This is a genomic window from Galactobacter caseinivorans, assembly GCF_003640665.1.
GTDB classification, from domain to species: domain Bacteria; phylum Actinomycetota; class Actinomycetes; order Actinomycetales; family Micrococcaceae; genus Galactobacter; species Galactobacter caseinivorans.
Genome location: NZ_QQXL01000001.1, coordinates 151,686 through 178,204 on the forward strand (window position 1 = coordinate 151,686; position 26,519 = coordinate 178,204).

General features: G+C 66.6%; 20 protein-coding genes, 3 tRNA genes and 1 pseudogene. 16 read left to right on the forward strand and 8 right to left on the reverse strand.

Annotated features, from left to right (window positions below; all coding sequences use genetic code 11):
* Nucleotides 1-60 precede the first annotated feature (60 nt).
* The 3 genes from efeO to DWQ67_RS00725 all read left to right on the forward strand — a co-directional run bounded on the left by efeO (nucleotide 61) and on the right by DWQ67_RS00725 (nucleotide 3,004).
* Nucleotides 61-1,245: an iron uptake system protein EfeO gene (gene efeO / locus DWQ67_RS00715; RefSeq protein ID WP_121483672.1), complete on the forward strand. Its 1,185-nt coding sequence runs from the start codon at nucleotides 61-63 to the stop codon at nucleotides 1,243-1,245.
* 27 nt (nucleotides 1,246-1,272) lie between these two features.
* The gene (gene efeB / locus DWQ67_RS00720) at nucleotides 1,273-2,721 is read left to right on the forward strand and encodes an iron uptake transporter deferrochelatase/peroxidase subunit (protein WP_121483673.1); all 1,449 of its coding nucleotides are present in this window, start codon (nucleotides 1,273-1,275) and stop codon (nucleotides 2,719-2,721) included.
* Between the two features lie 73 nt (nucleotides 2,722-2,794).
* Nucleotides 2,795-3,004 carry a hypothetical protein gene (locus DWQ67_RS00725; protein ID WP_147433574.1) on the forward strand — a complete coding sequence of 70 codons (210 nt, stop codon included), beginning with the start codon at nucleotides 2,795-2,797 and terminating at the stop codon, nucleotides 3,002-3,004.
* A 445-nt stretch (nucleotides 3,005-3,449) separates the two neighbouring features.
* Here DWQ67_RS00725 and DWQ67_RS00730 read toward each other — a convergent pair whose 3' ends face one another.
* Nucleotides 3,450-3,938, reverse strand: a complete 489-nt coding sequence (locus tag DWQ67_RS00730; RefSeq protein WP_121483675.1) for a YajQ family cyclic di-GMP-binding protein — start codon at nucleotides 3,936-3,938, stop codon at nucleotides 3,450-3,452.
* 117 nt (nucleotides 3,939-4,055) lie between these two features.
* Here DWQ67_RS00730 and DWQ67_RS00735 point away from each other — a divergent pair, with 117 nt between their 5' ends.
* The 3 genes from DWQ67_RS00735 (at nucleotide 4,056) to DWQ67_RS00745 (ending at nucleotide 6,485) form a co-directional block, all read left to right on the forward strand.
* The gene (locus DWQ67_RS00735; protein ID WP_121483676.1) at nucleotides 4,056-4,505 is read left to right on the forward strand and encodes a hypothetical protein; all 450 of its coding nucleotides are present in this window, start codon (nucleotides 4,056-4,058) and stop codon (nucleotides 4,503-4,505) included.
* A 155-nt stretch (nucleotides 4,506-4,660) separates the two neighbouring features.
* Nucleotides 4,661-4,745, forward strand: a tRNA-Tyr gene (locus DWQ67_RS00740).
* 573 nt (nucleotides 4,746-5,318) lie between these two features.
* Nucleotides 5,319-6,485: an RtcB family protein gene (locus tag DWQ67_RS00745; protein WP_121483677.1), complete on the forward strand. Its 1,167-nt coding sequence runs from the start codon at nucleotides 5,319-5,321 to the stop codon at nucleotides 6,483-6,485.
* A 127-nt stretch (nucleotides 6,486-6,612) separates the two neighbouring features.
* On the opposite strand, the gene DWQ67_RS00750 is transcribed toward DWQ67_RS00745, so the two are convergent.
* Nucleotides 6,613-8,319: a thiamine pyrophosphate-binding protein gene (locus DWQ67_RS00750; protein ID WP_121483678.1), complete on the reverse strand. Its 1,707-nt coding sequence runs from the start codon at nucleotides 8,317-8,319 to the stop codon at nucleotides 6,613-6,615.
* A 247-nt stretch (nucleotides 8,320-8,566) separates the two neighbouring features.
* Between DWQ67_RS00750 and DWQ67_RS00755 the strand changes: the two genes are divergently transcribed.
* Nucleotides 8,567-8,968 (forward strand): thioredoxin family protein, encoded by a 402-nt coding sequence (locus DWQ67_RS00755; RefSeq protein WP_121483679.1) that lies wholly within the window; start codon nucleotides 8,567-8,569, stop codon nucleotides 8,966-8,968.
* A 177-nt stretch (nucleotides 8,969-9,145) separates the two neighbouring features.
* Nucleotides 9,146-10,897 carry an AMP-binding protein gene (locus DWQ67_RS00760; RefSeq protein WP_121483680.1) on the forward strand — a complete coding sequence of 584 codons (1,752 nt, stop codon included), beginning with the start codon at nucleotides 9,146-9,148 and terminating at the stop codon, nucleotides 10,895-10,897.
* A 59-nt stretch (nucleotides 10,898-10,956) separates the two neighbouring features.
* Here DWQ67_RS00760 and DWQ67_RS00765 read toward each other — a convergent pair whose 3' ends face one another.
* Nucleotides 10,957-12,105, reverse strand: a complete 1,149-nt coding sequence (locus DWQ67_RS00765) for a DNA-3-methyladenine glycosylase family protein (protein ID WP_121483681.1) — start codon at nucleotides 12,103-12,105, stop codon at nucleotides 10,957-10,959.
* Between the two features lie 161 nt (nucleotides 12,106-12,266).
* Between DWQ67_RS00765 and DWQ67_RS00770 the strand changes: the two genes are divergently transcribed.
* Together DWQ67_RS00770 and DWQ67_RS00775 are read left to right on the forward strand one after the other, a co-directional pair.
* Complete coding sequence (locus DWQ67_RS00770) at nucleotides 12,267-13,667, forward strand: pyridoxal-phosphate dependent enzyme (RefSeq protein ID WP_121484211.1); 1,401 nt, start codon at nucleotides 12,267-12,269, stop codon at nucleotides 13,665-13,667.
* A gap of 138 nt (nucleotides 13,668-13,805) precedes the next feature.
* Nucleotides 13,806-14,975 (forward strand): cystathionine gamma-synthase, encoded by a 1,170-nt coding sequence (locus DWQ67_RS00775; RefSeq protein ID WP_121483682.1) that lies wholly within the window; start codon nucleotides 13,806-13,808, stop codon nucleotides 14,973-14,975.
* A gap of 3 nt (nucleotides 14,976-14,978) precedes the next feature.
* On the opposite strand, the gene DWQ67_RS00780 is transcribed toward DWQ67_RS00775, so the two are convergent.
* A complete protein-coding gene (locus DWQ67_RS00780; RefSeq protein WP_121483683.1) occupies nucleotides 14,979-15,416 on the reverse strand; it encodes a hypothetical protein in 438 nt (145 codons plus the stop codon).
* A 20-nt stretch (nucleotides 15,417-15,436) separates the two neighbouring features.
* On the reverse strand, nucleotides 15,437-16,615 hold the full coding sequence (locus DWQ67_RS00785; RefSeq protein WP_121483684.1) for an amidohydrolase: 1,179 nt from the start codon (nucleotides 16,613-16,615) through the stop codon (nucleotides 15,437-15,439).
* 289 nt (nucleotides 16,616-16,904) lie between these two features.
* On the opposite strand from DWQ67_RS00785, the gene DWQ67_RS00790 reads away from it, so the two are divergent.
* The 5 genes and pseudogenes from DWQ67_RS00790 to DWQ67_RS00810 form a co-directional block, all read left to right on the forward strand.
* Nucleotides 16,905-19,160 (forward strand): DEAD/DEAH box helicase, encoded by a 2,256-nt coding sequence (locus DWQ67_RS00790; RefSeq protein ID WP_199712556.1) that lies wholly within the window; start codon nucleotides 16,905-16,907, stop codon nucleotides 19,158-19,160.
* A 67-nt stretch (nucleotides 19,161-19,227) separates the two neighbouring features.
* A tRNA-Thr gene (locus DWQ67_RS00795) sits at nucleotides 19,228-19,299 on the forward strand.
* A gap of 58 nt (nucleotides 19,300-19,357) precedes the next feature.
* Nucleotides 19,358-19,434: transfer RNA gene (locus DWQ67_RS00800), tRNA-Met, on the forward strand.
* Between the two features lie 1,534 nt (nucleotides 19,435-20,968).
* Nucleotides 20,969-21,118, forward strand: coding sequence for a hypothetical protein (locus DWQ67_RS13670; protein WP_158595317.1), 150 nt, complete (start codon nucleotides 20,969-20,971; stop codon nucleotides 21,116-21,118).
* Nucleotides 21,109-21,327: pseudogene (locus DWQ67_RS00810) on the forward strand (IS3 family transposase); the annotation flags it as partial. The gene DWQ67_RS13670 and the pseudogene DWQ67_RS00810, both read left to right, overlap by 10 nt.
* Before the next feature lie 451 nt (nucleotides 21,328-21,778).
* Here DWQ67_RS00810 and DWQ67_RS00815 read toward each other — a convergent pair.
* Together DWQ67_RS00815 and DWQ67_RS00820 are read right to left on the reverse strand one after the other, a co-directional pair.
* A complete protein-coding gene (locus DWQ67_RS00815) occupies nucleotides 21,779-22,180 on the reverse strand; it encodes a hypothetical protein (protein ID WP_121483687.1) in 402 nt (133 codons plus the stop codon).
* Between the two features lie 29 nt (nucleotides 22,181-22,209).
* Entirely contained in the window at nucleotides 22,210-22,611 is a 402-nt protein-coding gene (locus DWQ67_RS00820) for a beta-sandwich lipoprotein (RefSeq protein WP_121483688.1), read from the reverse strand.
* 277 nt (nucleotides 22,612-22,888) lie between these two features.
* On the opposite strand from DWQ67_RS00820, the gene DWQ67_RS00825 reads away from it, so the two are divergent.
* A complete protein-coding gene (locus tag DWQ67_RS00825) occupies nucleotides 22,889-23,536 on the forward strand; it encodes a hypothetical protein (protein ID WP_121483689.1) in 648 nt (215 codons plus the stop codon).
* Nucleotides 23,537-25,552: 2,016 nt separating this feature from the next.
* Here DWQ67_RS00825 and DWQ67_RS00845 read toward each other — a convergent pair.
* Nucleotides 25,553-26,500: an EamA family transporter gene (locus DWQ67_RS00845; RefSeq protein ID WP_121483693.1), complete on the reverse strand. Its 948-nt coding sequence runs from the start codon at nucleotides 26,498-26,500 to the stop codon at nucleotides 25,553-25,555.
* Nucleotides 26,501-26,519 lie beyond the last annotated feature (19 nt).

Consider the following 26,519-nt stretch of genomic DNA (forward strand, 5'->3'; position numbering starts at 1 on the left):
TGATTTCTCCTCACCTTCATCCCCGCGGCACCCGCCGCCTCACTCCTTAAAGGATTCCCTGTGAAGAAGAGCCTCCTGGCCCCTGTCGGCGTTGTCGCCGTCGCCGCGTTGCTGCTGACCGGCTGCACGGATAACACCAAGACCAGCGCCGCCGCCGCGTCCAGCTCGGACGGCGTCATCACGGTCAGCGAGTCGGAGACCGAGTGCAAGGTGGGGGCCGCGGAGGCCCCCAGCGGCCAGGTCACCTTCCGCATCACCAACACGGGCAGCAAGGTCAACGAGTTTGAGCTGCTGGCCGCGGACGGCCTGCGCATCTTGGGCGAGCTGGAGAACATTGGCCCCGGCGTGACGCGGGACCTGCAGATGCAGGTGGAGCCCGGCGACTATCAGGTGGCCTGCGTCCCCGGGATGATCGGTGCTGGCACGCGCTTGCCCTTCAAGATCAGCGATTCCGGCGCCAAGGTGGAGGTCTCTGCGGACCGCGCCCAGCTGCAGAAGGACGCCGTCACCGGCTACACCTCTTACGTGAAGGCCCAGTCCGCGCAGTTGCTGACCGGCACCCAGGAGTTTGTGAAGGCGTTCAAGGCCGGCGATGAGGCCAAGGCCAAGGAGCTTTACGCCAAGACTCGCACGCACTTTGAGCGGATTGAGCCGGTGGCGGAGTCCTTCGGCGATCTGGATCCCGCCATGGATCTGCGCCTGCCGGATGTGGAGTCCGGGACCGAGTGGACCGGCTGGCACCGCGCTGAGCGCGATCTGTGGCCGGACAAGGGCTACAAGGCCATGACGGAGGCGGAGCGCAAGAAGATCGGCGACAAGCTGATGTCTGACACGCAGAAGCTGTACGACCTGGTCTACTCCTCTGACTTCAAGATCGACGTCAACACGATCGGCAACGGCGCCATGGGCCTCATGGACGAGGTTGCGGCCACCAAGGTCACGGGCGAGGAGGAGTTCTACTCCCGCACCGATCTCTATGACTTTGCCTCCAACGTTGATGGGGCCCGCGTGGCCTTTGAGACGCTGGAGCCGCTGCTCAAGAACTCCGGTGACGACGAGCTCATTGCGCAGCTGAAGGAGAAGTTCACGGCGGTGCAGACCCTGCTCGCCAAGTACAAGGACGGCGAGGGCTACGTCTCTTACGACAAGCTCACCAAGGATCAGGTCAAGGAACTGGCGGATTCGGTGAATGCCCTTTCTGAGCCCCTTTCAAAGCTGACCAAGGCGGCAGTGAAGGTCAAGTAACGCACCCTCGCGAGTGAAGTGGACGTCATGAATCAAGACCCAGGGGATGCCCGCCCCGCCCAGAATGCTGGCTCCGAGTCGGTGACGCCGTCACCGGATGCGTCGGCGCGGCCGGAGACGGAGGCGGACGCGGCGCGTTCAGGCCACGTGCCCGACGACGTTGCGGACAGCCGCGCGGGCCAGGGCACCTCGCGTCGTCGACTCCTTGGCGCTCTTGGCACCGGTGGCGCCGGACTGATCGTGGGGGCCGCGGCCACCGGTGTGGCGCTGGCGCCGCGCCTGGAGTCCGGGGCCGGGGCGGCACCGGAGCCGACGCAGGGTTCCGCCCCCGCCGGCGTGGTCTCCATGTTTGGTCCGCACCAGGCTGGGATCGTGACGCCGGCGCAGGATCGGATGCACATGGCGGCGTTTGATCTGATTAAGCCGAATCTGAAGGACTTGGAATCGCTTCTGCGTGACTGGAGTTCGGCGATAGGTTACATGACTCAGGGGCTGCCGATTGGCGGTTCGCAAGGGGCGGGCGGTGCCGATCTGTTGTCCGCGCCGATGGACACCGGCGAGGCGGTGGGTCTCACCGCCGCTAATCTCACCGTCACGATTGGCTTTGGTCGCAGCTTGTTTGTGGATTCCAAGGGCAAGGATCGCTTGGGCCTGGGATCCAAGTTGCCGCAGGCGCTGATCGAGTTGCCGCACTTTGCCGGGGACATGCTGGAGAAGGCGCGTTCCGGCGGTGACATCGTGGTGCAGGCCTGCGCGGATGATCCGCAGGTGGCCGTGCACGCCGTCCGCAACCTGTCCCGCATCGCCTTTGGGCGCGCCAGCGTGCGGTGGAGCCAGATCGGGTTTGGGCGGACCTCCGCCACCTCCCGGGCCCAGGCCACGCCGCGCAACCTCTTTGGCTTCAAGGACGGCACGGCCAACCTGAAGGCGGAGGACCCAGAGCTGCTGGAGGATCACGTGTGGTCCACCGGGCTCACGGGGGAGCAGGCGTGGCTGAACAACGGCTCCTTCCTGGTGGCCCGGCGCATCCGCATGTTCATCGAGACGTGGGATCGCCAGGCGTTGGGGGAGCAGGAACGCAGCATTGGGCGCACCAAGTCCGTGGGCGCGCCGCTCTCCGGGGGCGAGGAGTTCACCGAGCCGGACTTTGCCAAGAAAGCGGAGGGCGGCTTGGCGATCGAGAAGGACTCGCACGTCTCGCTGGCCCACCCGCAGCAGAACAACGGCGTGCAGATGCTGCGCCGCGGCTACAACTACGCGGATGGGTCCGACGGTCTTGGCCGGCTGGACGCCGGGCTGTTCTTCATCGCCTACGTCAAGGACCCACGCACGCACTACGTGCCCATGCAGAAGCGCATCTCGGCGCGGGACATCATGCAGGAGTACGTGCGCCACACGGCCAGCGGGCTCTTCGCGGTGCCGCCCGGGCTCAACGGCGCCGGGGGATACCTGGGCCAGTCCCTGCTGGAGTCCTAGCGCCTGGCTGGTGATGTGTCCGCATGTCGTCAGGCTGGGCACGGCCTCGCGTCAGGCACGGCATCATGGGGGCATGGGTCAAAACATGGACATCGAATGCGTCGGCGGGCTGTGGAACGGGCGCTGGATCAGCACGCCGCTGAACGAGCACGGGCAGCTGGCCCCTGCCCTGAACGATGAGGCGGGCAAGCCCTACTACCGGCTGATCTTTGACCGCTGCATCATCGACGCCAACAATCACCACAGCTACGAGAACCCGCGCTTTGTGCCGGTGGTCCTCTAGCCCTGGATCCGCTCGCCTTTCCCGGATCTGCACTGGCCCTTCCCGAACCTGCCTGGTCCCGGCGAGCTGCCGCCCCGGATCCGCTCGCCTTTCCCGGATCTGCTCACCTTTCATGGATTTGCTCCGTCCAATGGGCAGGGCAAATCCACGGAACACGAGCAAATCCACGGAACACGAGCAGATCCCGTTGATCGGACGCTCGACGCCTGGTCCGGCAGCGCGCTCCCAGGCTCATCACCCCGAACTCGCCGGACTCGCCGACCCTCCGAACACACCGAGCACACGGATCACCCCGATCACTCCGAACACACCGAGGGCCGCCCCCTGCGTCCCTCGGATTCAAGGTGGTGCAGGCGGCGGCCCTCGATGAGCCGGACTTGAGCCGGACTTGTGCCGGACCCGAGCGGACCCGAGCCGGACCCGAGCCGGGCGGGTCCGCGCAGGGTCAGCGCAGGTTCACGAACTGCAGATCGGCCTCGTCAAAGCCGCGCAGCATCGACATGACCTCCTGCAGGTCATCGCGGGACTTGGAGGACACGCGCAGCTCGTCGCCCTGGATGGAGGCCTTGACGGACTTGGGGCCCTCGTCGCGGATCAGCTTGGTGATCTTCTTGGCCACGTCCTGGGCAATGCCCTCCTTGATCTCCAGGTCCATGCGGTACTCCTTGCCGGAGGCAAAGGGGTCACCGATCTCCAGGGACTTGAGGGAGATGCCGCGCTTGACGAGCTTGGACTCGAACACGTCCAGCACCGCCTTGGCGCGCTCCTCGGAGTTGGCCTTGATCAGCAGCTTCTCGCCGGAGAAGTCAATCTCGGCGCCCACGCCCTTGAAGTCGTAGCGCTGGGCAATCTCCTTCTGGGCCTGGTTCAGGGCGTTGGCGACCTCCTGCTTGTCGACCTTGCTCACCACGTCAAACGTTGAATCGCTCGCCATGTCACACTCCTCTTGCTTGGCTCAATACTGACTCGCGGAACACTTCTTGCCCCAAGCCTAGGGCGTTCGGTGCATGATGGCCTGAATTGACCGGACCCGAACCCCTCTGAGGTACCCATGGCAGCACGTCCAGACCGGCAGCTTCTGCACGGCACCTGGCACATCCGTCTCACTTCGTTGCCCATGTGGCGCAAGCGGCGCGCACCCACCTTGAGTTACCTGCCGATGCCGGATGGCTCAGTTCTGGACGTGGTTGCCTGGAAGGGGCGACGCCGCCTGCGCACCATCGTGGGATGGGACCGCCCCAGCGGTGAGGGTTGGCAGTGGCGCGGGGCCGGCTTGGTGACCAGGTTTACTCCCAGCCTGTGGTCCTTGGTGGTCTGGGAGGAGGAGGGTCAGTGGGCGGTGTCTCGCTTTGAGCGAACGCCGTTCACCCCGGCGGGCACGGACGTGATTTTCCGCGACGCCGAGCCGGAGGCGGCCGTGCTGGAGGCCGCCCGGGCGGCCTGCCTGGAACACCCAGCTACGGCGGACCTGGCCGGGGGTTTGTTTGCGCCGCCCCTGTAGCACCTCACCCCCTGCGCTCTCCGATCCGCAGGCGCCACGGCGCGCCACGTCGCGCCGCCCAGCCGCGGCCAGGGGCGCACCTCGATTTCGTGGACCGGCCCCTCACCAGGTAGACTCTTGTGTCGTCGCCGGAGTTCGCTCCGGAGGCTAGCCGCGGCAGATTACCCGAGCGGCCAAAGGGGGCTGACTGTAAATCAGCTGGTTATGCCTACGGGGGTTCGAATCCCTCATCTGCCACCAAGAATGAGCATCGCGGGAGACCATACAGGTCTCCCGCGATGCTTGTTTTACGGCAGGTTTAGTCTGGTTAAGCCCCTCCCGCAAGGCCTTTACCGCTCACCGAGAGTCGCATCAAGGCCGTGGATTCCCCGCCCTTGATTTGACAGGGGCCTGCCATTGACGAGACACTGATCCTTACGCCCTGGACTAGGGGACACCCCATCGTCGGATCAGCACACGCTGCATCGCGACGAAGATGACGGAAGTACGGACCATGCAGCGCTCTCGAGGACAACTCCAGTTTGGCCATGCCAAGCCAGTCCTCGCCGCGCCCTCGTCTCACGAGGAGCTACGCCGGTCTTGCACCTTCCGCCACCCAAGGGGAATCCAGAGCTGATCCACGGCACCGCCAAGGTGCCAGTGTTTTGAGCCCCGGACCCACGGTTCGGGGCTTCTTCCTTTCCTTACGCCTCCCTTGACGGGGAGGCGAGGATCCGCGGGAGGAGTGGCCTTGAGCCGCAACCTCCCACCACAGCCTGCAGCGTCGGCCGACGCCGCGGGAGGCGCGTGGGGATCACACCAAAGGAAAGTGACATGGAAAGGATCAATAGCCGGCTCATGAATTGGGCTTCCATCCTGGATGAGAAGACCCGTGAGCAGGCGATCACCACCTCAAAACTGCCGTTCATCTTCCCGCACCTGGCGCTCATGCCAGATGCGCACCTCGGTAAGGGAGCCACGGTCGGATCCGTGATCCCGACACTCGGGACCATCATCCCGGCCGCCGTGGGAGTGGACATCGGCTGCGGCATGATCGCGGTGCGGACTCAGTTCCGTGCCGAGGACCTGCCGGCCGATCGGAAGGAACTGCGCGAGTCCATTGAGCGCGCCGTTCCGCTCTCCGCGGGGCAGTACAACAACAAGGTGGTGGCCACCGCGCAGCCGCGTGTGGAGGAATTGGCCGCAATGGCCGAGCGGGCGGGTTTCGATCCCGCCTCGTACGCCGGGAACTGGACGCACCAGCTCGGCACGCTCGGCTCTGGCAACCACTTCATCGAGGTCTCCCTCGATGAGACGGATGCCGTTTGGCTGTTCCTGCACTCCGGTTCGCGCGGCGTGGGCAACAAGATTGCGCAGGCCCACATCAAGGTCGCCGCGGGTGTGGCTAAGCGCTACTGGATTGATCTGCCGGATCCGGACCTGGCGTACCTCGTGGAGGGAACGCCGGAGTTCAGCCGCTACATCAAGGAGCTGCGCTGGGCCCAGCACTTCGCGCTGCTCAACCGCGAGGAAATGATGGACCGGGTGATCCGGCAGGTCTCCGAGTGGGTGGGCACGCCAGTGCAGGAGCAGGAGCGCATCAACTGCCACCACAACTTCACCGAGTCGGAGAAGCACTTCGGCAAGCAGGTCTGGGTGTCCCGTAAGGGGGCCATCAAGGCCGGCGAGGGTGATTGGGGCCTGATCCCGGGTTCCATGGGCACTGCGTCCTACGTGGTCCAGGGCCGTGGCAACCCGGTGGCGCTGAACTCCTCGCCGCACGGCGCTGGGCGCGAATACTCGCGCTCGGCGGCGCGCAAAACCTTCACGGTGGAGCAGCTGCGCACCGCCATGGAGGGGATCGAGTACCGCGACACGGACGCGTTTGTGGACGAGATCCCGGCCGCCTACAAGCCGATCGACACGGTGATGGAGGATGCCAAGGACCTGGTCCGGATCGTCCACACGCTGCGCCAGATCGTCAACGTGAAGGGTGACTGACGGGCCTGCGGCCCGGTGTTGCCTTCCTGTGCCCGACGCCGCGGGGTGAGCTTTCGCACCGAAAGCTCACCCCGCGTCGTCGGGCAGTTTTTTTTGAGAGGCGCGCCGTGGCCGGCGGCCCTGGGGGCTAGCGGTTCTGCGCGATGACCTCGTACTGGTGCGGCGCAATGATGGTGTCGGAGATGCGCATGTCCAGCAGCAGGAACGGGCGCTCATCCGCCGGCTGGGCGTTCCATTGCTTCAGCACGTCCAGGTCGGTGAGGGAGCGCACCAGCACGCCGCGCCCGCCAAAGGCCTCGGCCAGTTCGGTGAACGAGACCTCGGGGATGAGCATGGGGGAGCGCTCCAGGCCAAGCACGCCGTAGAGGTTCACCTCCGCGCCGTAGGCGGCGTCGTTCCAGACCACGGCCAGGCCGCGGCCGGCGCAGGTGCGCACCGCCGTCTCCAGGTCCGCCAGCGCCATGAGCCCGCCGCCGTCACCGGTCGTGAGCACCACGGTGGCCTCTGGGCGGGCGGTGCCCGCGCCGGGCATGGAGGAGAAGCCGGTGCCGATGGTCTGGTAGGCGGTGCCGACCATCACCATGTTGTCCGGGCGCTTCACGTCCCAGTACATGTTGGCCCAGCCAAGGAAGTGCCCGCCGTCAGAGACCACCACCCGATCCTGGGGGAGCAGCTCACCCAAACGGGCGGCGACGGCGCGCGGGTCAAGGCGCCCGTCCTGCGCAAACTCGCCCTCCACCACGTGCTGGCGCAGAGCATCAAAGTCCAGGCCCTCCCGCCAGCCGGTGGCCAGCGGCGTGGTCCCCTGAACGTCGGGCGCAAACTCGCCAGCGGCGTCGTGCTCTGCCGCCTGCAGGCTCTTCACGCGCGCCGCGAGGTCTGCGGCCACCACGGCGGCATCGCCGCGAATGAAGGAGCCGACGTAGGGGTGGGTGGCCGTCGCGGCCGTGTCCACCTGGATCACGCGCGTGCCGGGGGCAAAGAGCTCACCAAAGCGCATCGTGAACTGGTTCAGCGAGGCGCCAAAGACCACAGCAACATCCGCCGTGCGGACCAAGTCCATGGCGGCGGGCGCTCCGAAGCCGCCGGCAACCCCCAGGTCAAACTCGCTGCGCGGAAACAGGCCGCGGCCCAGGGCAGAGGAGGCGGTGACGGCGTGCGTCAGGTCCGCCAGCTGTCCAAGCGCCTGCCCCGCGCCGCTGAGCCAAGCCCCGCGGCCGCCTAGCAGGAAGGGGCGCTCGGCGGTCGCCAGGGCCTGGGCCACCTCTTGCAGCGTGGCCTCTGTGAACTCGCCCCGGGGTGCCAGCGGGGGCAGCGGGCGGATCGGAGCGGTCTCGGGGACCGGGCCGGCCTCTACCCGCGCCACGTCGTAGGGGATCGCCAGGACGGTGGGCACCTGGTAGCGCAGGGCATGCTCCACGGCGATGGCCGTGGTCGCTGCCGCGTCCGTGAGCCCCACCGTGTAGGTGCGCGCGCCCACCGCGGCGGCCATCCCAATCTGGTCAACGTCCCAGGGGCGCGGCCCGGACGTGGGCTCGTCACCCACCACCAGGACCAGCGGGACGCGCGCCTGCACGGCCTCCGCCAGGGCGGTGATGGTGTTGGTGAACCCGGCGCCGTAGGTGGTGGTCGCGATGGCCAACCCGCCTCCGGCGCGGAAGTGGGCGTCGGCGGCGAAGACGGCGCCTGCCTCGTGACGGGCCGCGGTGTAACCCACGTCCGTCTGACGCACCAGGGCGTCAAGGAAATAGGCATTGCCGTTGCCCATCACGCCAAAGACGTGGTTGGCGTGGGAGGCAAGAGTGAGCGCAACGTGCGCGGAAACAGAGGGCATGGGAGGTGCCTAACGAGAGAGACGGGAAGGGAATCCGTATGTGTCTCGCTCGGCCGACCGGAGCGTGTTCACTGCATCGGCGCGGCTTCGTGCCCCTTTTTCGGGCACTGGCGGTGAAGGGACCGCCGGACGTGCAAAGTCTAGGGGAGAACAGGGGCGCACGGCGAGTGCTGGTGGGGGCCGCTCCCAACGGGGTGCGCCTCGCCGCAACGTCGCGTTTCCCCGCCCCTCTGGCTAAAGTGGGGACATGGCTACTACAAATGTGACCGAGGCCACCTTCGGCCAGATCGTCGAAGAGAACCCGATCGTCTTCGTTGACTTCTGGGCCGCATGGTGTGGTCCATGCGTCGGCTTTGCGCCGGTGTATGAAGAGGTCTCCGGACAGCACCCCGATGTGGTCTTCGCCAAGGTGGACACCGAGGCGGAGCAGGCCCTCGCGGCCGCCGCCAACATCACCTCCATCCCCACGCTCATGGCCTTCCGTGACCGCGTGCTGGTCTATTCGGAGCCCGGCGCCCTGAACAAGACGCAGTTCACCGAGCTGGTGGAGGCCGTGAAGGCCATTGACATGGGAGAGGTCCACGCCCGCATCAATGCCGAGGAGCAGGCCCGCCAGGGTGTGGACCGCCCAGCCCCAGCCAGCGAATGACGGCCAGCGAATAGGGCGGCCACCTACGTACCCGACCAGCTACTCATCCGGCCACCTACTCACCCTGCCGGCGCGTCGCCAACCTAGCCCAGCGTCGTCGGGCAGCTGGCAACTACTCCTCTGAATCCCACGTCTGAACCCACACCATCTGCCCTGACCGAACCTTCCGGAGGCATCATGTCCGTGCTAGACGAATCCCAGCGGAACTCCGCACCGTCCTCCACGGAAGGGCTGGAGGACCTGGCCCTGCTGGATGAGACGATCGGGGAGAACCTGCGCAGGATTGCGCAGCAGTACCCGGACGCGGATGCGGTCCTGGAGGCCGGCACCGGCAGATTCTGGAGCTACGCGCGTCTCATGGAGGACGTGGACACGGTCTCCGCTGCGCTGATTGCCGCGGGGTTCGCCAAGGGGGATCGGGTGGGGCTGTGGGCCCCCAACAGTGCCGAGTGGACCTTGGTGCAATACGGTGCGGCCCAGGCCGGCGTGATCCTGGTGAACCTGAACCCGGCCTATCGCAGCCACGAGCTGAGCTTTGTGGTGAAGCAGTGCGGCATGCGGGCCCTGATTGTTGCCCCGCCGGATGCGCGCACCAACCCGCCCAACGTGGCGCGGGAGGTGGCGGCGCAATGCCCGGACCTGGAGACCCTGATCATGCTTCCGCTCCCCGGGGAGGTGGATCAGGCGTCCTATCCGCACGCGGTTCCCGGCCGCCACGAGCGCCACGGGGAGGGGCTGCATCATCACCAGAAGCACTTTGTGGAGAGCACCTGGTCTGAGGTGATGGAGGACTCGACGAAGGTCAGTGCGGAACAGTTGGCCCAGCGCGCGCAGTCGCTGCGCCCCACGGATCCCATCAACCTGCAATACACCTCTGGCACCACGGGCTTTCCCAAGGGCGTGACCCTGACCCACTTCAACCTGTTGAACAATGGCTTCCACATCGGCGAGCTGCTGGGGTACACGGTGGAGGATTCTGTGGTGCTTCCCGTGCCCTTCTTCCACTGCTTTGGCATGGTGATTGGCAACCTGGCCGCCCTGTCCCACGGCGCGGCGACCATCATCCCCTCCCGCACCTTTGAGCCAGCGGCCGCGCTCGCCGCGGTGCAGGAGTATGGCGCCACCAGCCTGTACGGCGTGCCGACCATGTTCATTGCCGAGCTGGCGCTGCCTGACTTTGACGACTACAACCTCTCCTCGCTGCGCACCGGCGTCATGGCCGGCTCGCCGTGCCCGGTGGAGGTCATGCGCAAGGTGATTGACCGCATGCACATGGGGGAGGTCGCCATCTGTTACGGCATGACGGAGACCAGCCCCGTCTCCACCATGACCCGCTCCAATGACAGCATTGAGCAGCGCACCCGGACCGTAGGGCGCACCATGCCGGCGCTGGAATCAAAGGTCATTGACCCCGGAACCGGTGAGATCCTGCCGCGCGGGCGGACGGGGGAGCTGTGCACCCGTGGGTACTCGGTGATGGCCGGGTACTGGGATGAGCCGGAGCAGACGGCGGACGCTGTGGATGAGGACGGCTGGATGCACACGGGTGATTTGGCGAGCATGGATCCGGACGGCTACATCTCCATTGACGGGCGCATCAAAGACCTGATCATCCGCGGAGGGGAAAATATTTCCCCACGCGAGGTGGAGGAGTTCCTCTACGCCCACCCCTTGATCCAGGACGTGCAGGTGATTGGCGTCCCGGATGAGAAGTACGGCGAGGAGCTGATGGCCTGCATCGTCTTGGTGGACGGCGCAGAGACGCTGACACCGGATGATATCCGCGACTTTGCCTCCGGAACCATCGCCCATTACAAGGTCCCGCGCTACGTCCAGATCCTGGACGGCTTCCCCATGACCGTCTCTGGCAAGGTCCGCAAGGTGCAGATGCGTGAGGACGCGGCGCGGTTCCTGAGCGGCGGCAGCTAACTCATCCGCCGCTGGCGACGCCGGTGGTGACGCCGGTGGTGACGCCGTCACCGACGCCGCTAGTGCCGCCGGTGATCCTGCGGCGCCAGCCGCGGGCCGTAGGACGGGTTCTTGGCACCGGACGCATACAGCAGCCGGACCACGCGCTGGCGATGCCCGGCCCACGGGGCGAGGAGCCGTTCCATGCCGGCGTCGTCCACGCGCCGCCCCGTCAGCGCCTGCCCCACCAGGTGGGCCACGTGGAAGTCTCCGAAGGAGACGTGGTCCGGCGCGCCGTGCGTGCGCTGCAGGGTCTCCGCCGCGGTCCACACGCCCACCCCGGGGAGGGAGCGTAGGGCCCTTTCCAGGGCCGCCAGCTCGACGGCGCCCGGCCGAGTGGGGACGCCTGCCTCCAGTCGGTGCCACGCACTTTCCCGCTCGGCGGCGGCCACCAGCGTGTTGCGCCGCGAGGCATCCACGCGCGCAGCGTGCCACTCCCACGAGGGGATGGCCCGCCACGCGGCGCCGGTCGGCGGCAGCATGAGCGCAACGGCTGCGCCGGCCCGGGGTGGAACGGCAGCGGTGCCCGTGGTGGGCCTGTGCCCCGGCCCGCCACGTGACACCACCACGTGCCCGGGCGCCCGCTCCCCAAAGCGGGTGACGAGCCGAGCCCAGGCGTAGTGGGCCTCCAGCCCTGTGACCCGTTGTTCCAGGATGATGGCGGTGAGGGTGTCCAACACCCCGCCGCCGTGGGGGAGCTTCAGGCCCAGGCGCACCCTGCGCGTGGCGCGCACGGATTCCGGCAGCCGCTCGTGGAAGCCGGGCGCGTCAAAGTCCGTCCAGTCGTCGTCCCTGCCCAGCCACGCCGGCGCGGCCTCCAGCGCCGCCTGCGCTCCGGGCCCCCACGCGTCGAGCCGGATCTGGTCCCCGCGTTGCGGATCAAGGAGGGTGCCACGCGTGGTGCCTCCCAGTCGCGCGTCGCGCGGATCTGCCTGGCGGGTGGCACCCGCCGCCACCTCGCGGGCGGCGCCGGGCACCACGCTGAGCCGCACCGTTGCGGGGCCGGCGGCCAACCGCACGGCCCGCCACGCGCCGTCGGGCATCCAGCGCAGGGTCGGATCCCCGGGGCCGTGCTGCAGCGGGGCCAGGGTGGCGCGCACGTCCAGCGGCCCCTCCGGGGCCCACAGCCGGCTCGCGGCGGGGCCCTGCGCCCCGGTGTCCTCACGCATGCGACCATCCTGCCACCGGGCCCCGACGGTTCGCCTACACCGAAACGAACCCCGCCCACACGGAAACGAACCGCAGCGCATTCGGCCCGCAAACGCCAGCCTGTGAAGATGTATGTCGCGCCACCAGCCATTTCCCCGTCATGATCGGTAGTTTTGCGCACATGCGATATGCGGAGACTGTGTTGGACCTGATCGGGAAGACGCCGCTGGTGCGGCTGCATTCGGTGACCAAGGGGATCGGAGCCACGGTGCTGGCCAAGGTGGAATACCTCAACCCCGGCGGGTCCATCAAGGACCGCATCTCCCTGGAGATGATTGAGCGTGCGGAGGCCGCGGGCCTCCTGCGCCCCGGCGGCACCATTGTGGAGCCCACCAGCGGCAATACCGGTGTGGGGCTGGCCATGGTGGGCGCGCTGAAGGGCTACCCCACCGTCTTTGTCACGCCGGACAAGGTGGGGGAGGAGAAGCGCGCGGTGCTGCGGGCCTACGGCGCCGAGGTGGTCGTCACGGCCTCCTCTGTGGCGCCGGATTCCCCGGATTCCTACTACGGAGTCTCGGACGCGCTGGTGCAGCGCACGCCCGGCGCCTACAAGCCGGATCAGTTCTCCAACCCCGCCGCGCCTGACTCCCACTACGCCACCACCGGGCCGGAGATCTGGGCGGACACGGACGGGCTGCTCACACACGTGGTGATCGGCGCCGGCACCGGCGGCACCATCACGGGCACCGGCCGCTATCTCAAGGAGGTGTCCGCGGACCGCGCCACCGGCCCCGTCACGGTCGTGGCCGCAGATCCCGCAGGCTCCGTCTACTCCGGTGGGACCGGCCGCCCCTATTACACCGAGGGCGTGGGGGAGGACATGTGGCCGGGCAACTACGACCCCGCCGTCCCGGACCGCCTGGAGGCCGTCACCGACGCCGAATCCTTCGAGATGACGCGGCGCCTGGCCCGCGAGGAGGGGCTGCTGGTCGGCGGCTCCTCCGGCATGGCCGTGGTGGCCGCGCTGCGCGTGGCCAAGGACCTCCCGGACGACGCCGTGGTGGTCGTGATCCTGCCGGATTCCGGGCGCGGCTACATCGGCAAGATTTTTGACGACGCATGGATGCGCTCGCACGGCTTTGAGACGCGCGTTCCCCCGAAGGGCTCGGGAGAGCACCCCCTGCCCGACGCCGCGGGCACAGTGGGCGGCGCCCTCACCGGATCGCGCCGCCAGGCCCGCAAGGGGCTGCCAGCCACCGTGGACGTCGCGGCGGCACTCGTCTCGCTGGAGGCGGCGAAGGTTCCGGCGCTGCCGGTGCTCTCCTCCGACACCTGGCCCGCCCGCGAGGGCGAGGTGCGCGGCTCCGTCTCCGTCCAGGGCCTGCGCACGGCGCTGGCGGCCGGGACGGCACTGGGCGAAACCGCGCTCTCACGCGTGCTGGAGCCGGCGCTTCCCACTGTGGGCGCCGGCGAGGGGCTCACCGCCCTAATCGCCGCCTGGGCCGGCGCTGGCGCGGTCCCCGTGCTGCGCGGCGGCGAGTTGGTGGACGTGGTCACGCCCACCGACCTCAGCCTCGGATAAACGCCCCACGGCCCTTCGCTTGGCGGCACCCGGTGCCGCACCCCGCAGACACAGCTACGCGGTTCGTTACCGGCCAGCCCGGTTCGTCACCGGCCAGCCAAGTTCGTTACCGACCAGACAGTTCAGAACAGGAATCGCATGTCCTCGCAGAGCCAGCCCCAGACCCCCGGATTCAACACCCGCGCCGTGCACGCCGGGCAGGCCTGGGAGGAGAGCACGGGCGCGGTGATTCCGCCGCTGTACCTCTCCACCACGTACCACCCGCACCGCATCGGCGAGCTGCGCGGCGGCTACGACTATTCGCGCGGCACCAACCCCACCCGCGACTCGCTGCAGGAGCAGCTCGCGGCGCTGGAGGGTGGCCGCTTTGGTATCTCCTACGCCTCCGGGCTTGGCGCGGAGGACGCGATCCTGCGCGGGCTGCTGACCTCCGGCGACCACGTGGTCATGGGCAATGACGTGTACGGGGGCACCTTCCGGTTGATCGACAGGATCCACGGCGGCGCCGGGATTGGCCACACGCCCGTTGACCTGGGGGACGTGGACGCGGTGCGCGCGGCCGTGCGCCAGAACCACGCGAAGATGCTCTGGATCGAGACCCCGTCCAATCCCATGATGAAGATCGCGGACATCGAGGCGCTGGTCGCCGTGGCCCACGAGGCCGGCGCGCTCGCCGTCGTGGACAACACCTTCGCCACGCCCTACCTGCAGCAGCCCCTGGCCCTGGGCGCCGACCTGGTGGTCCACTCCACCACCAAGTACCTGGGTGGGCACTCAGACGTGGTGGGTGGTTCCGTCATCACGGACAACCAGGAGCTGGCGGACAAGGTTCGCTTCATCCAGTTCGCCGCAGGCAACCAGTCCTCGCCCTTTGACGCGTACCTGACCACGCGCGGCATCAAGACGCTCGGCGTGCGCATGGATCGCCATGTGGCCAACGCGGAGGCCGTGGCGGACTGGCTCTTGGGCCGCAGCGAGGTCTCCCATGTGCTGTACCCGGGCTTGCCGGATCACCCGGGGCACCAGATCGCGGCGCGCCAGATGAGCGGCTTTGGCGGCATGGTCTCGGTGCGGCTGAAGGGCGGCGCGTCCGCGGCGCGCACCGTGGCAGAGGCCACGCGGGTCTTCACGCTGGCGGAGTCCCTGGGGGGCATCGAATCCCTCATGAATTACCCCTCAGAGATGACGCACGCCTCCGTGAAGGGCACCGAATTGGCCGTGCCGGAGGACCTGTTGCGCCTGTCCGTGGGCATCGAGGACGCGGCGGATCTGATCGGCGATCTGGAGCGGGCTTTCGGCCAGCTGTAGGTCTTACCGGCGCCGCGCGGCGCGGTCCGCCTGGCGCAGCTCGCGGCTCTTGGCCCGGCGGGCCTGGACCTGCTCCTTGAAGTAGGAGCGCGCGCCGGGCAGGTAGAGCAGCACCACGCCGATCAGCAGCGCGGCCGCCAGGGGCAGCAGGCGCGCGCCCTTGAGCAACATGGGCAGGCCGGCAATCAGGCCGAGCGCCGTCAGCGTGAGCCGCCCGGCCAGGTGGCCAAGGGCCAGGCGTAGGGTGCCCCAACCCACCACGAGCGCCAGCGCGCTGAGCCCGATGCCCAGCATCACGAACGCGGTGGTGGATTCGAAGCCGAGGAAGCTGGCCTGCGCCCAGGACGCCACCGCGAAGGCGGCAACGGCGATTCCGGCGGCGCCCCACCACCACACGGCCACCGTCAGGGAGCGGGGGCGTGGGGGGCGGGGCGTGGTCATGCTCCGAGCCTACCGGCGGTTCAGAAGCGAGGCGCGCGTTCCTTGACCACCAGCGAGTGATTCTCGTGGTCGTAGTGGGCCACGTCCATGCCCTGGATCCAGACGCGCTCGGCCCGCTGCATCACATCCAACGGGTCCCCGCTCCACAGCACCACATCCGCCTGCTTGCCCGGCGTCAGCGAGCCCAGCTTGTCTTCCAGGCCAAGCACCTTGGCTGGGTTCAGGGTCACTGCACGCAGGGCGGTCTCGCGATCCAGCCCCTCCTTCACGGCAAAGGTGGCCTGGTGAATCAGGAAGTTAATGGGGATGACGGGGTGATCGGTGATGAGGCTAATCTCCACGCCGGCGCGGGCCAGCTTGCCCGGGTTGGCGATGGAGCGCCCGCGCAGCTCCGGCTTGGACTTGGTGGTGAGCAGCGGGCCAATCAGGACCGGAATCTCGCGCTCGGCCAGCACGTCCGCCAGCAGGTGGGCCTCCGTGCCGTGGTCAATGACCAGGCGGTAGCCAAACTCGTCCGCCAGGCGCATGGCCGTGGCGATGTCATCCGCGCGGTGGCAGTGCTGGCGCCACGGAATCTCGCGATCAAGCACGGCAGCGAGGGCCTCCAGCTTGACGTCGCGGCCCGGGCGCCCCTCGTCGATCCAGTTCTGGGCCTCCGCGAAAGCGGCACGGATCACCATGGCGGTGCCTAGGCGGGTGGAGGGGGTCTTGTCCTTGCCGCCAAAGACCTTCTTGGGGTTCTCCCCCAGCGCTGATTTCACGCCCGACGGCGCGCGGAGCAGCATGCTGTCAACCCACCTTCCGTGGGTGTGAAGCGCCGCCGCCTGGCCGCCGATCGGGTTGGCGGAGCCGGGGTTCACGTTCACCGTGGTGATGCCGCCGCCCAAGGCCTCGTTGAAGCCGGGGTCAAAGGGGTTGATGGCATCCAGGGCGCGCACGCCGGCCGTCACGGGATCGGTGCGCTCATTGGTGTCATCCTCGCTGGGGGCCTCTCCCTCCTCGTGGGTGCCAAGGTGCACATGGGCGTCCACCAGGCCCGGGAGCAGCCAGCCGCCCTTCGCGTCCAGGACCTCTGCTCCCTGGGGGAGCGCAAGGTCCGGGCCAAGGGCCTGGATCTTGCCGTCAGAGATCAGGAGCGTGCCGTCAAACTCGGGGGCATCGATGGGGACCACGTGGGCGTTGGTGATGGCGAGGGTCATGGGAATCCTTCGTTGAGGGGGCGGGGAATTCGCACTGGAGCCAGTGAAGTGGCTCACTCCCACGCTACCTGCGCCGAAGGTGACGTCTCTCACCGGACTCCCCGTCAACCGGCCCAAGCGGCTAGAGTGGGGGGACGCCGTTATCCGGCTTTCCCTCGTGTGTCATCGATTGAAGATGACTGTTGGTGTGTGCGCTTGTGTGAGCGCGTGTTGTCGTGGAGGGATTGCGCCGGTCACGGGCCAACCGTACCCGTGTCAAGGTGGTTCCCCACGAGGACCTCTCTTGCGCATGCCTACGTCCCCCACAGAGGAGAACCGCGTGACTACCAGCACGTCTGAAAACTTTGATCCCACCACCGAGGCCGTCGCCCCGGAAGCCGCCGCCAACGTCGAGCAGGCTGAAACCAAGACCGTGAAGACCGAGGCCGCGCAGGCCCCCGTCCAGGCCGAGACCCCGGCCACTGAGGCCGCCCCCGAGAAGGCCGAAGAGCCCACGGGCCCTACCTTCGCCGATTTGGGCCTTGACGCCCGCCTCCTGGCCGCCGTGACCGACTTGGGCTACGAGCGTCCCTCTCCCATCCAGGCCGCCACCATCCCGCTGCTGCTTGAGGGCCGCGACGTGGTGGGCCTGGCCCAGACCGGTACCGGCAAGACCGCCGCGTTTGCCGTCCCCGCGCTCTCTCGCATCGCCGAGCTCAACGACGTCAACGGCAAGCCCAGCATCCCGCAGGTGCTGGTCCTGGCCCCGACCCGCGAGCTGGCCCTGCAGGTCGCGGAGGCCTTCAGCAGCTACGCCAAGTACGTTGATCAGCTCAGCATCCTCCCCATCTACGGCGGCTCGCCCTACGGCCCCCAGCTCTCCGCGCTGCGTCGCGGCGTGCAGGTTGTTGTGGGCACCCCCGGCCGCGTGATTGATCACCTGGACCGCGGCGCGCTTGACCTCTCCGGCCTGCAGTACCTGGTCCTGGATGAGGCAGACGAGATGCTGCGCATGGGCTTCGCCGAAGAGGTGGACCACATCCTTGAGTCCACCCCCGCGGACAAGCAGGTTGCACTGTTCTCTGCCACTATGCCGCGCCAGATCCGCCGCATCGCCGAGAAGTACCTGCGCAACCCGGAGCAGGTCTCCGTGGATGCCGTCTCCAGCGCCGGCGTGAACATTCGCCAGCGTTACCTGCAGGTTATGCACTCCCACAAGCTGGACGTCATGGCGCGCATCCTTGAGACCGAGGATCACGACGGCATCATCGCCTTCGTCCGCACCAAGGTCGCCGCAGAGGACGTTGCCTCCAAGCTGAAGGCCCGCGGCTTCCGCGCCGTCGCCATCCACGGTGACATTGCCCAGCAGCAGCGCGAGCGCACGGTGGAAAACCTGCGCGAAGGCCAGATCGACATCCTGGTCGCCACCGACGTGGCCGCTCGTGGCCTGGACGTGGAGCGCATCAGCCACGTCTTCAACTACGACGTCCCCCACGACACCGAGTCCTACGTGCACCGCATCGGCCGCACCGGCCGCGCCGGTCGCCAGGGCGACGCCGTCCTCTTCATCACCCCGCGTGAGCGCTTCCTGCTCAAGCACATCGAGAAGGCCACGGGCAACGCCGTCACCGAGGTGCCGATTCCCGGCATCGAGGCCGTCAACAAGTCCCGCCTTGGCCGCCTGGCCGCCAAGGTCACCAAGGCCCGTTCCTCCAAGGACATCTCGCAGTACCGCGAGCTCGTGACCGATTACCTGGCCGAGCACGATGTTGACCCCATCGAGGTCGCCGCGGCGTTTGCCCACCTGGCTCAGGGCGGTCGCCCGCTGTTGACTGAGGAAATCGCTGTGGCACCGCTGGCCAAGCAGGCCCGCGCAGGCAAGCGCACCCGCGACGCCTTTGCCTCCCGCGGCCCCAGCAAGCCGCTGGGCGCAGGAAACGCCACCTACCGCATCTCCGTTGGACACCAGCAGCGCGTGCTGCCCGGCTCCATCGTTGGCGCTCTCGCCAATGAGGGTGGAATGCACTCCGGTGACATCGGTTCCATCGACATCCGTGCGGATCACTCGCTGATCGAGCTGCCCGCCAAGCTGTCCCCGGACACCCTGGCCAAGCTCTCCAGCACCCGCATCGGTGGGCGCCTGATCAACCTGGAGCCGGATACGGGCCGTCGCCCCTCCGATTCCTCTGACGAGGGCGATCGCCGTGCGCCGCGCCGCGACAACCGTGGCGATGACCGTCGCGGGGATAACCGTCGCGACAAGTTCGCCGGCCGTGGCGAGCGTCGCGACGATCGTCGTGGCAGCTACGAGCGTCCCGAGCGCAACGACCGTGGCGGCGAGCGTGGTGGCTACGCCCGCCCCGAGCGCGGCGCGTCGGAGCAGCGCGATGATCGCCAGGGCTACGGCCGCAACGATCGTCGTGAGGCCCCGCGTGATGCAGATCGCACTTCTCGTCGCGAATCTGATGGTGATCGCGGCGGAAAGGGTGGTTTCCGCAGCGGCGGAAATTCCCGGAATGACGGCGGTTTCCAGGGCGGTTACAAGTCCCGCAAGCCCCGTCACTAAGACTTCGAAACCGGGGGTTTCCCTCGATTTCGTCTGGCGCTGACGGGCTGGTAAGCTCGTCTGCGTTGCCCCCCTAGCTCAGTGGTAGAGCGCAGTCTTGGTAAGACTGAGGTCACGGGATCGATTCCCGTGGGGGGCTCTGAATGGAGAGCCGCTCCGACCCGCTTTTGCGGAGCGGAGCGGCTCACTTCATTCGTGGCGGTGTAGCTCAGCTGGTTAGAGCGCACGACTCATAATCGTGAGGTCCCGGGATCGAGTCCCGGCACCGCTACCAAGGAAAGGCCCCGGGCAACCGGGGCTTTTCGCATTTCCTAGGCCACTCTGCGGCGGCTGTGGCGTGAGCCCTGACGTTAGCCCTGGCCTGGCCGACGCCGCCCACCGTGCGCCGTGGGGCGTAGTGCCACTTTCCACCGGGTTTTGGCCGTGCGCCCGAGTATTTGCCGTCCTTGCGGCGAAAAGCCGGTGGAGATCCGGGCCGCCATCCGCGGATTCCCCGAGATTTCATGGATCCCCCGTCGAGTGGGCGGGGGATCCACGCAAACCCGGGGGATCGACGTTCGAGGCGTCCTGCGCGCCGCTGCGCAGCAGCGTCCCGGAGCCGAGGTAGACGCTGTTCTGCACTAAGGCGTAGGGGTCCAAGCCTGCAGTCGGATCGGCCCAGCAGTTACGGCCAAGCTGACGCGGATAGCTGATCCAGCCGCCGACTTCGCTGCCGGGGATGAGCAGCCCGCGGACCTTGCGGGTGCGCAGGTTGACCGCGCGGAAGATAGGAGGCTCGGTCCCCGGCGCGGAAGGTGTCGGCGAGCATTCCGGTCGGGTGGTTGGGCTCGGACGAGATCGTGAGCAGCTTGCCGACCTGCATCAGCTCCGGCTCCTCCAGCGCACCCCAGCTCACGCGGCCAGCTCCGGCGCCAGGAGGGCCTGCGTGGGTGACTGGCACCCGAGGCTAAGAACGCCTCGTAGTCGGTCAGCAGGGCCGTTTTCTGGGCCTCCGACAGGCTGCTGTTAGCCAGGACGGAAGCGACGACGTTAGGGGTGCGCTGCAGAACGGAGTCCAAGCCCAGGGTGCGCAGCGCGGCCGCGGTGACAGCGGCGGGGGAGAAGCGCAGGGCAGCGGGCAGAGCGTGGACTGTGCTCGGCGAGAGCAGCTCCGCGGGGGACTTGGTCAGGCGCTGGATGTTGCTGTGGGAGATGGGGTGGCCGGCCGCAGTGGCGAGCTCAGCGACCCGGCGCAGCCTCAGCTTCTGGGTGTCGATGGCGTCCCGGATCAGGTCGCCCAGGGGATTGATGGACATGGCACTCGCTCCGCTCTCAGTGGTGATCGGTCATGCCCAGGTGGTCGGGGCGTTTATGTGAACTCAGCTCGGAGTGGGCGACAGCTTGGGCTGGACGAGCCCCGGTCGGAGTTCCAGAAGAACGCCATTCGGGATGCCCCCCGTTGTGCCTCGGGGTGACGGGGCGTAGCGCAAGGAGAAGGAGAGACGAAGTCTCATTCTTCGACTTCGTGACTCGCTCACGACCGTCGGCTCTGGCTTCGCCCCGCCGACGATCGAGGCTCGTCGGGGCAGTGAGATGGGATGGCGATGATGCGACGTTTGCGAGTAACGCGGAGTAGGCAAGGAACTACGTCTAGTGACGGCCCATGAGTGCATAACCAGCCACCACGAGTCACGCGCGGACGAAGAGGGAGGTTCGGCGTCTAGCCCACAGGGTCCGCGATGACGGCCTCGAGGGTAATCCGGGTGAATGGGCTATCTGAGGTCAAACGGAGCCGCAGGTGAGGTGGTGGATCGGCGGTGAGTGCGTAATTGGCTGGAGGAGCCGACCAGAACGACGAGCGTGCACTGAAGCACCACGCGGCGCCGGTGCGCATCGGCAACGGTCTGCTCAGCAACGTGTCGTCCCAAGTGATCCGCAGGGTCGCTGTGGGCGTCCTGACCAAGTGCCAGGTCAACTAGGCGACAACGCCGCAATGGAATCCTTCTGGGCACTGCAGCAAAAGAACGTCCTCAACCGGCAAACCTGGGCCACTCGCCAAGACCTGCTCCTGGCGATCGTGACCTGGATCGAACGCACCTACCACCGCCGCCGCGCCCAAGACCGGCTCGGCGGCTTGACCCCCATCGAATACGAGAGCAAACTCGACACCACCCAGGCCCTCGCGGCCTCAACCGAAGTTGTCACCAACTCCTACACCAGTCCCCTCAGTGGTAGCGGGTGTGCTGGCCATTGTGGCCGGTGCTATCACCTACTGTTCGCGTGATGGAAATGGAGTTGTGCTCCGCATTCTTTGGACAGGTACTCCGTATTGCACGGGACCGTAAGGTAAAATGTTCATGGCAAACCTATTCACGCCTTAGGAGGTATAGTGATGAAATTTGGATTGCTAATGGCAACAGGTGCTCTTCTCGTTGGAGTGCTTGCTATTTGGGGAATATTCCTAGTTTTCTCTGGCGACCCGGTGGTGGCGCGCAGCGGGCAGGCCCTCATACTGGTTGGCGTTGGAGTCGGGTTTTTGACTCTGGCGTTGCGAGCTATACAAAGGCGTAGATCGCTCAAATGAGCTTGCTGGCGTGGCCCCGTTTTCCTTGATGGGAAACGGGGCTTCGCTCTGCCACTCACGCGTGTAGCAAGCGGCCTCGGTTGCCGGCCACGTGTTGAGTTACGGTCTTTAATGGCTTGGTTTGCATCACGGGCACCGGCCCGCGTTGATTCGGAACAGCGTGTGGCCGACTTTCGCGTAGACGACCTTGCAGACCGCCGCTTTCGGCGCGGGCTGCAATGAGCGCCTGAATGGTCTGTGCGGAGGTGTTGGCATTGACGGCGTGCACGAGGGCCACGAGGACGCCGATCTTGGTCATCGCAAGGGCGGTCCGAAGCTCCTCACTGCCGACTAGCTCGCCGGTCTCAATGGCGGTCGTGATCTCTTCGAGGGTCTCGTTGGCGGAGGCCAGGGACCGCTCAATGGGCTTAGCCATCTCTTGGGCGTTGGCGATGATGCATTTCGTGTCGAGAGACAAGGACGTTCCTTTCGTTGGGCTGGCGAGAGCTAGTTGCCGCTGGTGTTTTCGAACTGGGGGAGGATCTGGGTCGGCTTGAACGTGACCTTGTAGAAGTCCGTGGAGACGTTCTTGCCCTCGATCTGCTCCACGAAGTAGGTGGTGTTGTCAGAGTGGCCCAAGAAGTGCTTCTTAAACTCGTCGGCACCGGTCTTGCAAGTGACCTCGAGCTGGTTCTCGGCGGTGTCGGCCTGGATCGCACACAGCCCCTGAATCTCCAGGAGGTACTTGTCTGTGATGCCGTTGAAGAACGCGACCCGGCGGGCGACCTTGAAGTTGTCGGAGTCCTTGGAAAGGTTTTCTGAGGCAACGTCTGCGTCGTTGGCGCAGGCCGTCAGGGCGAGGGTGCAGGCTAGGAGTATGGCGGCGGCTGCCGCGAGGTGCTTTTTCACGCGGGTCCTTACCTTTTGGGCATAAAAAAGGCCGCCCTGGTGTGGAGCGGCCTGACGAAAATCGGGTGGGGGAGGGGTGGCGACGTGCGCTTGTACCAAAGTTGACATGTGTGGAGGAGTGGAACTGAGCCAACGATTTTGACAACGATTGTGCAACACCGGTTGTGGCGATGCCCGATTAGCCGTTAACTTTTGACGCGAAAGCAGACTCTTCGAGGGCGGGGAAATAATGAAACTTTGCGGCCGCAAAGTAGCTGCAGGAGTTGTTGGCGCGCTCATGTTCGGAGTGCTGGCGTTGTCGGCGGGCTCCGCTAACGCGGCTATGCCGCCGGCCTCGTACAAGACGGAGCGCATCGAGTTTAAGGTTCGGGAGCGATTGCCGAATGGCAAATGGCGTAGCACTCCCGTGAGGACCGGGTTCTATGACAACGTGTCGCAAAAGGGTTGGGGGCAGGACAAGGCAGAGCATAGGCATAACATCAAGACCCAGGCATCGATTCGGTACCTCGCCTCGGCGCCCACCATCGTGAAGTCCGGCACCTCATATGCCCACACGGTGTGGAGTAATGAGATTAAGTGCAAGAACGGAAGATGCACGGTCACGGATGAACGGGAAGTCAGGGGAGTCTTTGTGCGATCAGCGCTGAAGGTGCTCCACGGTGAGACAGTCGGTGGAGAGCTTGGTCTTCAGACCGCGTACTGCCTGAACCCTGACAAGGCCCTCCGGTGCCCCGACTGGGTCGACGTTGGCCTCGGCAAGGCTTGGTCTGCGGTGTCAGGAACTGTCGGGTTCGCTGGCAGGTCGGCTGCGACAACTTCCCTCCCAAGGGATGGGAAGTTGTACACAGCCACGACCGAGCGCATCGGCATCGGCAAGGCCGTCGACGCGGCAGAACTTGACGAACTGATCGTCGGGGATGAGTAGCGGGTTGGTCACGGAACCCTCCGTGTTTTTTGAATTGACCGCGGGAATCGGGGAGGCGCTGAGGTTCGCGAGCTTCACGGGATCTGTGCACGCTGTTTCCGTGCTGTTATGGGAGCCACTGATTGTCAGCGTTACTTTCGAGGACGACGGCCTAAGAACGGTTGTGGTGGATGTGGACTTCTGGGCGGAGGGGACGGTACCGGTCCCTTCCGTTCGGGAACGCGGGTTTGACCTCGGCTTGCAGCAGATCGCTGAACCGGGGGAGTGGAACTCATCGCCTTCGAGGGAACTACTTGAGGTGCTTGCTTGTCCGGAACAGCCGCGTCTGTTCAGGATTGTTGGAAACGTGGAGGAAACCCTCCGATCCTGTAATAGCGGCTAGCGCCAGGTTCCTGAGCAGTCGAGAGCCGAAAGGCTCCCACGATAATTCGTGGGAGCCTTTCGAGCGGACGCTGTGACATCCCCTTGGCGGCCTGATCGGCGCGATGCCGTCGTGGCGAACTGGCACCCAAGCGTTCGGGGAACCCTCGGGCACACCAGACGACACCCATTTTTTGCCGGACCGCCCCTTCAAAGCCGACCAGTCCACGGGCCGATGGCAACCTAGTCAGCGCTTCGACAGCGTCAGCCTCGGAGTGCCTCCAATGGGTGGGGCCCCAGCGTGTGCTGGGGCCTCGTCGGTTTTGTGGATGATGTGGACATCATGGGTGCGGGCGAGGGTTGTGGTGTCGCCGCGGGCGTTGGTGAGGGGGATGGGGTGGTCAAACCACCACCAATCGCCGTCGCGCGTGGCCGCGATGTCCAACTTGTTGCGCCTCAGCCCACACGCCACCTCGTGCAGCCGCGCCCTCACGCTTCCACAACCTTGGCGGGCTTCCACCCGACGAAGGTGACCTCCTTGGGCGTCCAAGCATGGGTCTCACCTTCCGAGTCAGTCCCTTACCAGAGCACGCCTTCCGGCTTGTCGGCTTGGTTGACGACCTGGGTCATCCCGGGGCGGAGGTGGTCCGCCTCATGAGCTTGCTTGTCCACGGTCAGGCTCCTTCGATTAGGCCCACGCACAACACGAGGGCACAAAAAGGCCGCCCACCAGGACGGCCATAGTCTTCGGGAACCGGGAGAAGAGATCCTCCACCCAGTTGAGACGCTCAGGTTTCATTAGCGCGCTCCGCCCAAGGGCTTGCTGCGGCAGCGCGGGACGGGCAAGTTTCGGTCTCCGCTTCCAGGGCGGTGATCTGCGCCTGCAGCTTGTCAATCCGGACTTGTCGGCGGGCTCGGGCGCGGCTGGCCGTGACTTCCGCAATCGGCTTGAAGTCCCCAACCTCTGCGACCAGGATCTCGGCGTCACCACCCCAACGCCGCACGATGGCCTGCTTGTCACGAGCGGAAGAGCGTGACTTGTACGTTTTGGTCTGGGATGGCCAAAAGAAGTCGGGGCGCTCAAGGGCCCAGCGGTCGCCCTGCGCGGCCGCGATGGCTACCCATTCGTCCCAGCCCTCTGGCTTCTATCCGGCCTTGAGGTGATGCAACTGGTGGTTGCCTTCGATCTCGATGTGGTCGATGGCCTCAGTCGGGGCGCACAAGGGTGTTCCCGTGGCGTTTGCCGGTCTCCGTGTCGATGAACCAGTTGATGTAGAAGAACTGATTGCGGAGTACGACGGATGGCGGTGGTGTGGGCCGTCTTTGGGATTCCCGTTCTTGTCCGTGCGCGCGCCGCGCTGGTCCAGGAGCAGGCCCTTGGAGTAGTCCCTGTGCGCATACCCTGCCCTCGCGTGGATCCCTCTCGTTCGCGTGGATCCCCCGAGATTTCATGGATCCCCCGTCGAGTGGGTGGGGGATCCACGAAAACCCGGGGGATCGGTGGGATGAACCTGAGCGGCGCGGATCGGCGAACAACGTTTCGCCGGGCGTTCGCAGCGCATCCGGACAACGAACGTCCTAGCACCCACAACCCGGTGGGCATCCGCTAGACCGGTCGCGAGGGTCCATCCCAGTTGAACCCAGCCCGGCAGCTGCCTACCCGCGCGCGGTGAGCGTGGACCCGGCGCTGGCCGACACCACGAGTGCCACGGCCATCAACCCTAGGACCGACGGCGCCTGGGACAGCAGCAGGAATCCGGCGAGTGTGGCCACGGCCGGCTCCAGGGACAGCAGGATCCCGAAGACGGGCTTGGGTAGGCGCTTCATGGCAGCGAATTCGAGCGAGTAGGGGATCAAGGAGGCCAGCAGCGAGGCCGGGATGGCGATGAGCAGCAGCGTGGGATCTCCCACGAGAGCGGGCAGCGCGGTCGGAAGCCCAATCGGCATCATGAGCACCGCGGCCACCACCAGGCCACCGGCCAGGCCCTGTGCCCCTGGCAGGCTCTGGCCAATCCGCTGGCCAACCAAGATGTAGGCGGCCCAGGCGGCGGCAGCGATCAGGATGAAGCCGACGCCCACTGGGTCAAGGGGTGTGCCTGTGAGGCTCTCCACGAAGAAGAGCGCCATGCCCGCCAGGGCGAGCAGGATCCAGATTCCCTCGCGCCAGCGCCGGGCGAGGACCGCGGTCAGGATGAGCGGCCCCATGAACTCGATCGCGACGGCGGTGCCTAGGGGCACGCGCTCAATGCCCGCGTAGAAGAAGCCGTTCATGAGCGCCAGGCTCACGCCAAAGAGCACCACGCCGATCCACTGCCGTTTGGTCCACCTCCAGGCCTTGGGTCGAACCAGGACCAGGAGTACCAGCGCGGCGATGCCGATGCGAAGGCTGTTCATGCCCCAGGCGCCCACATGCGGGAAGAGCATGAACGCCAGCGCCGCCCCAAATTGCAGGGACACGGAGGAGCACAGGACCAACAGCGCGGCACCGACGGTGGACTTGCGGTGGCTCGCGGCACTGTCCGTACCGAGCGGTGCCAGCGGTTCAAGGGGTTCCAGCGAGGTCTGCGGCGTCTGCGAGGGGGTCACGGGCTGGGGAGTGGGCATGTACCCAGCATTCAGTACC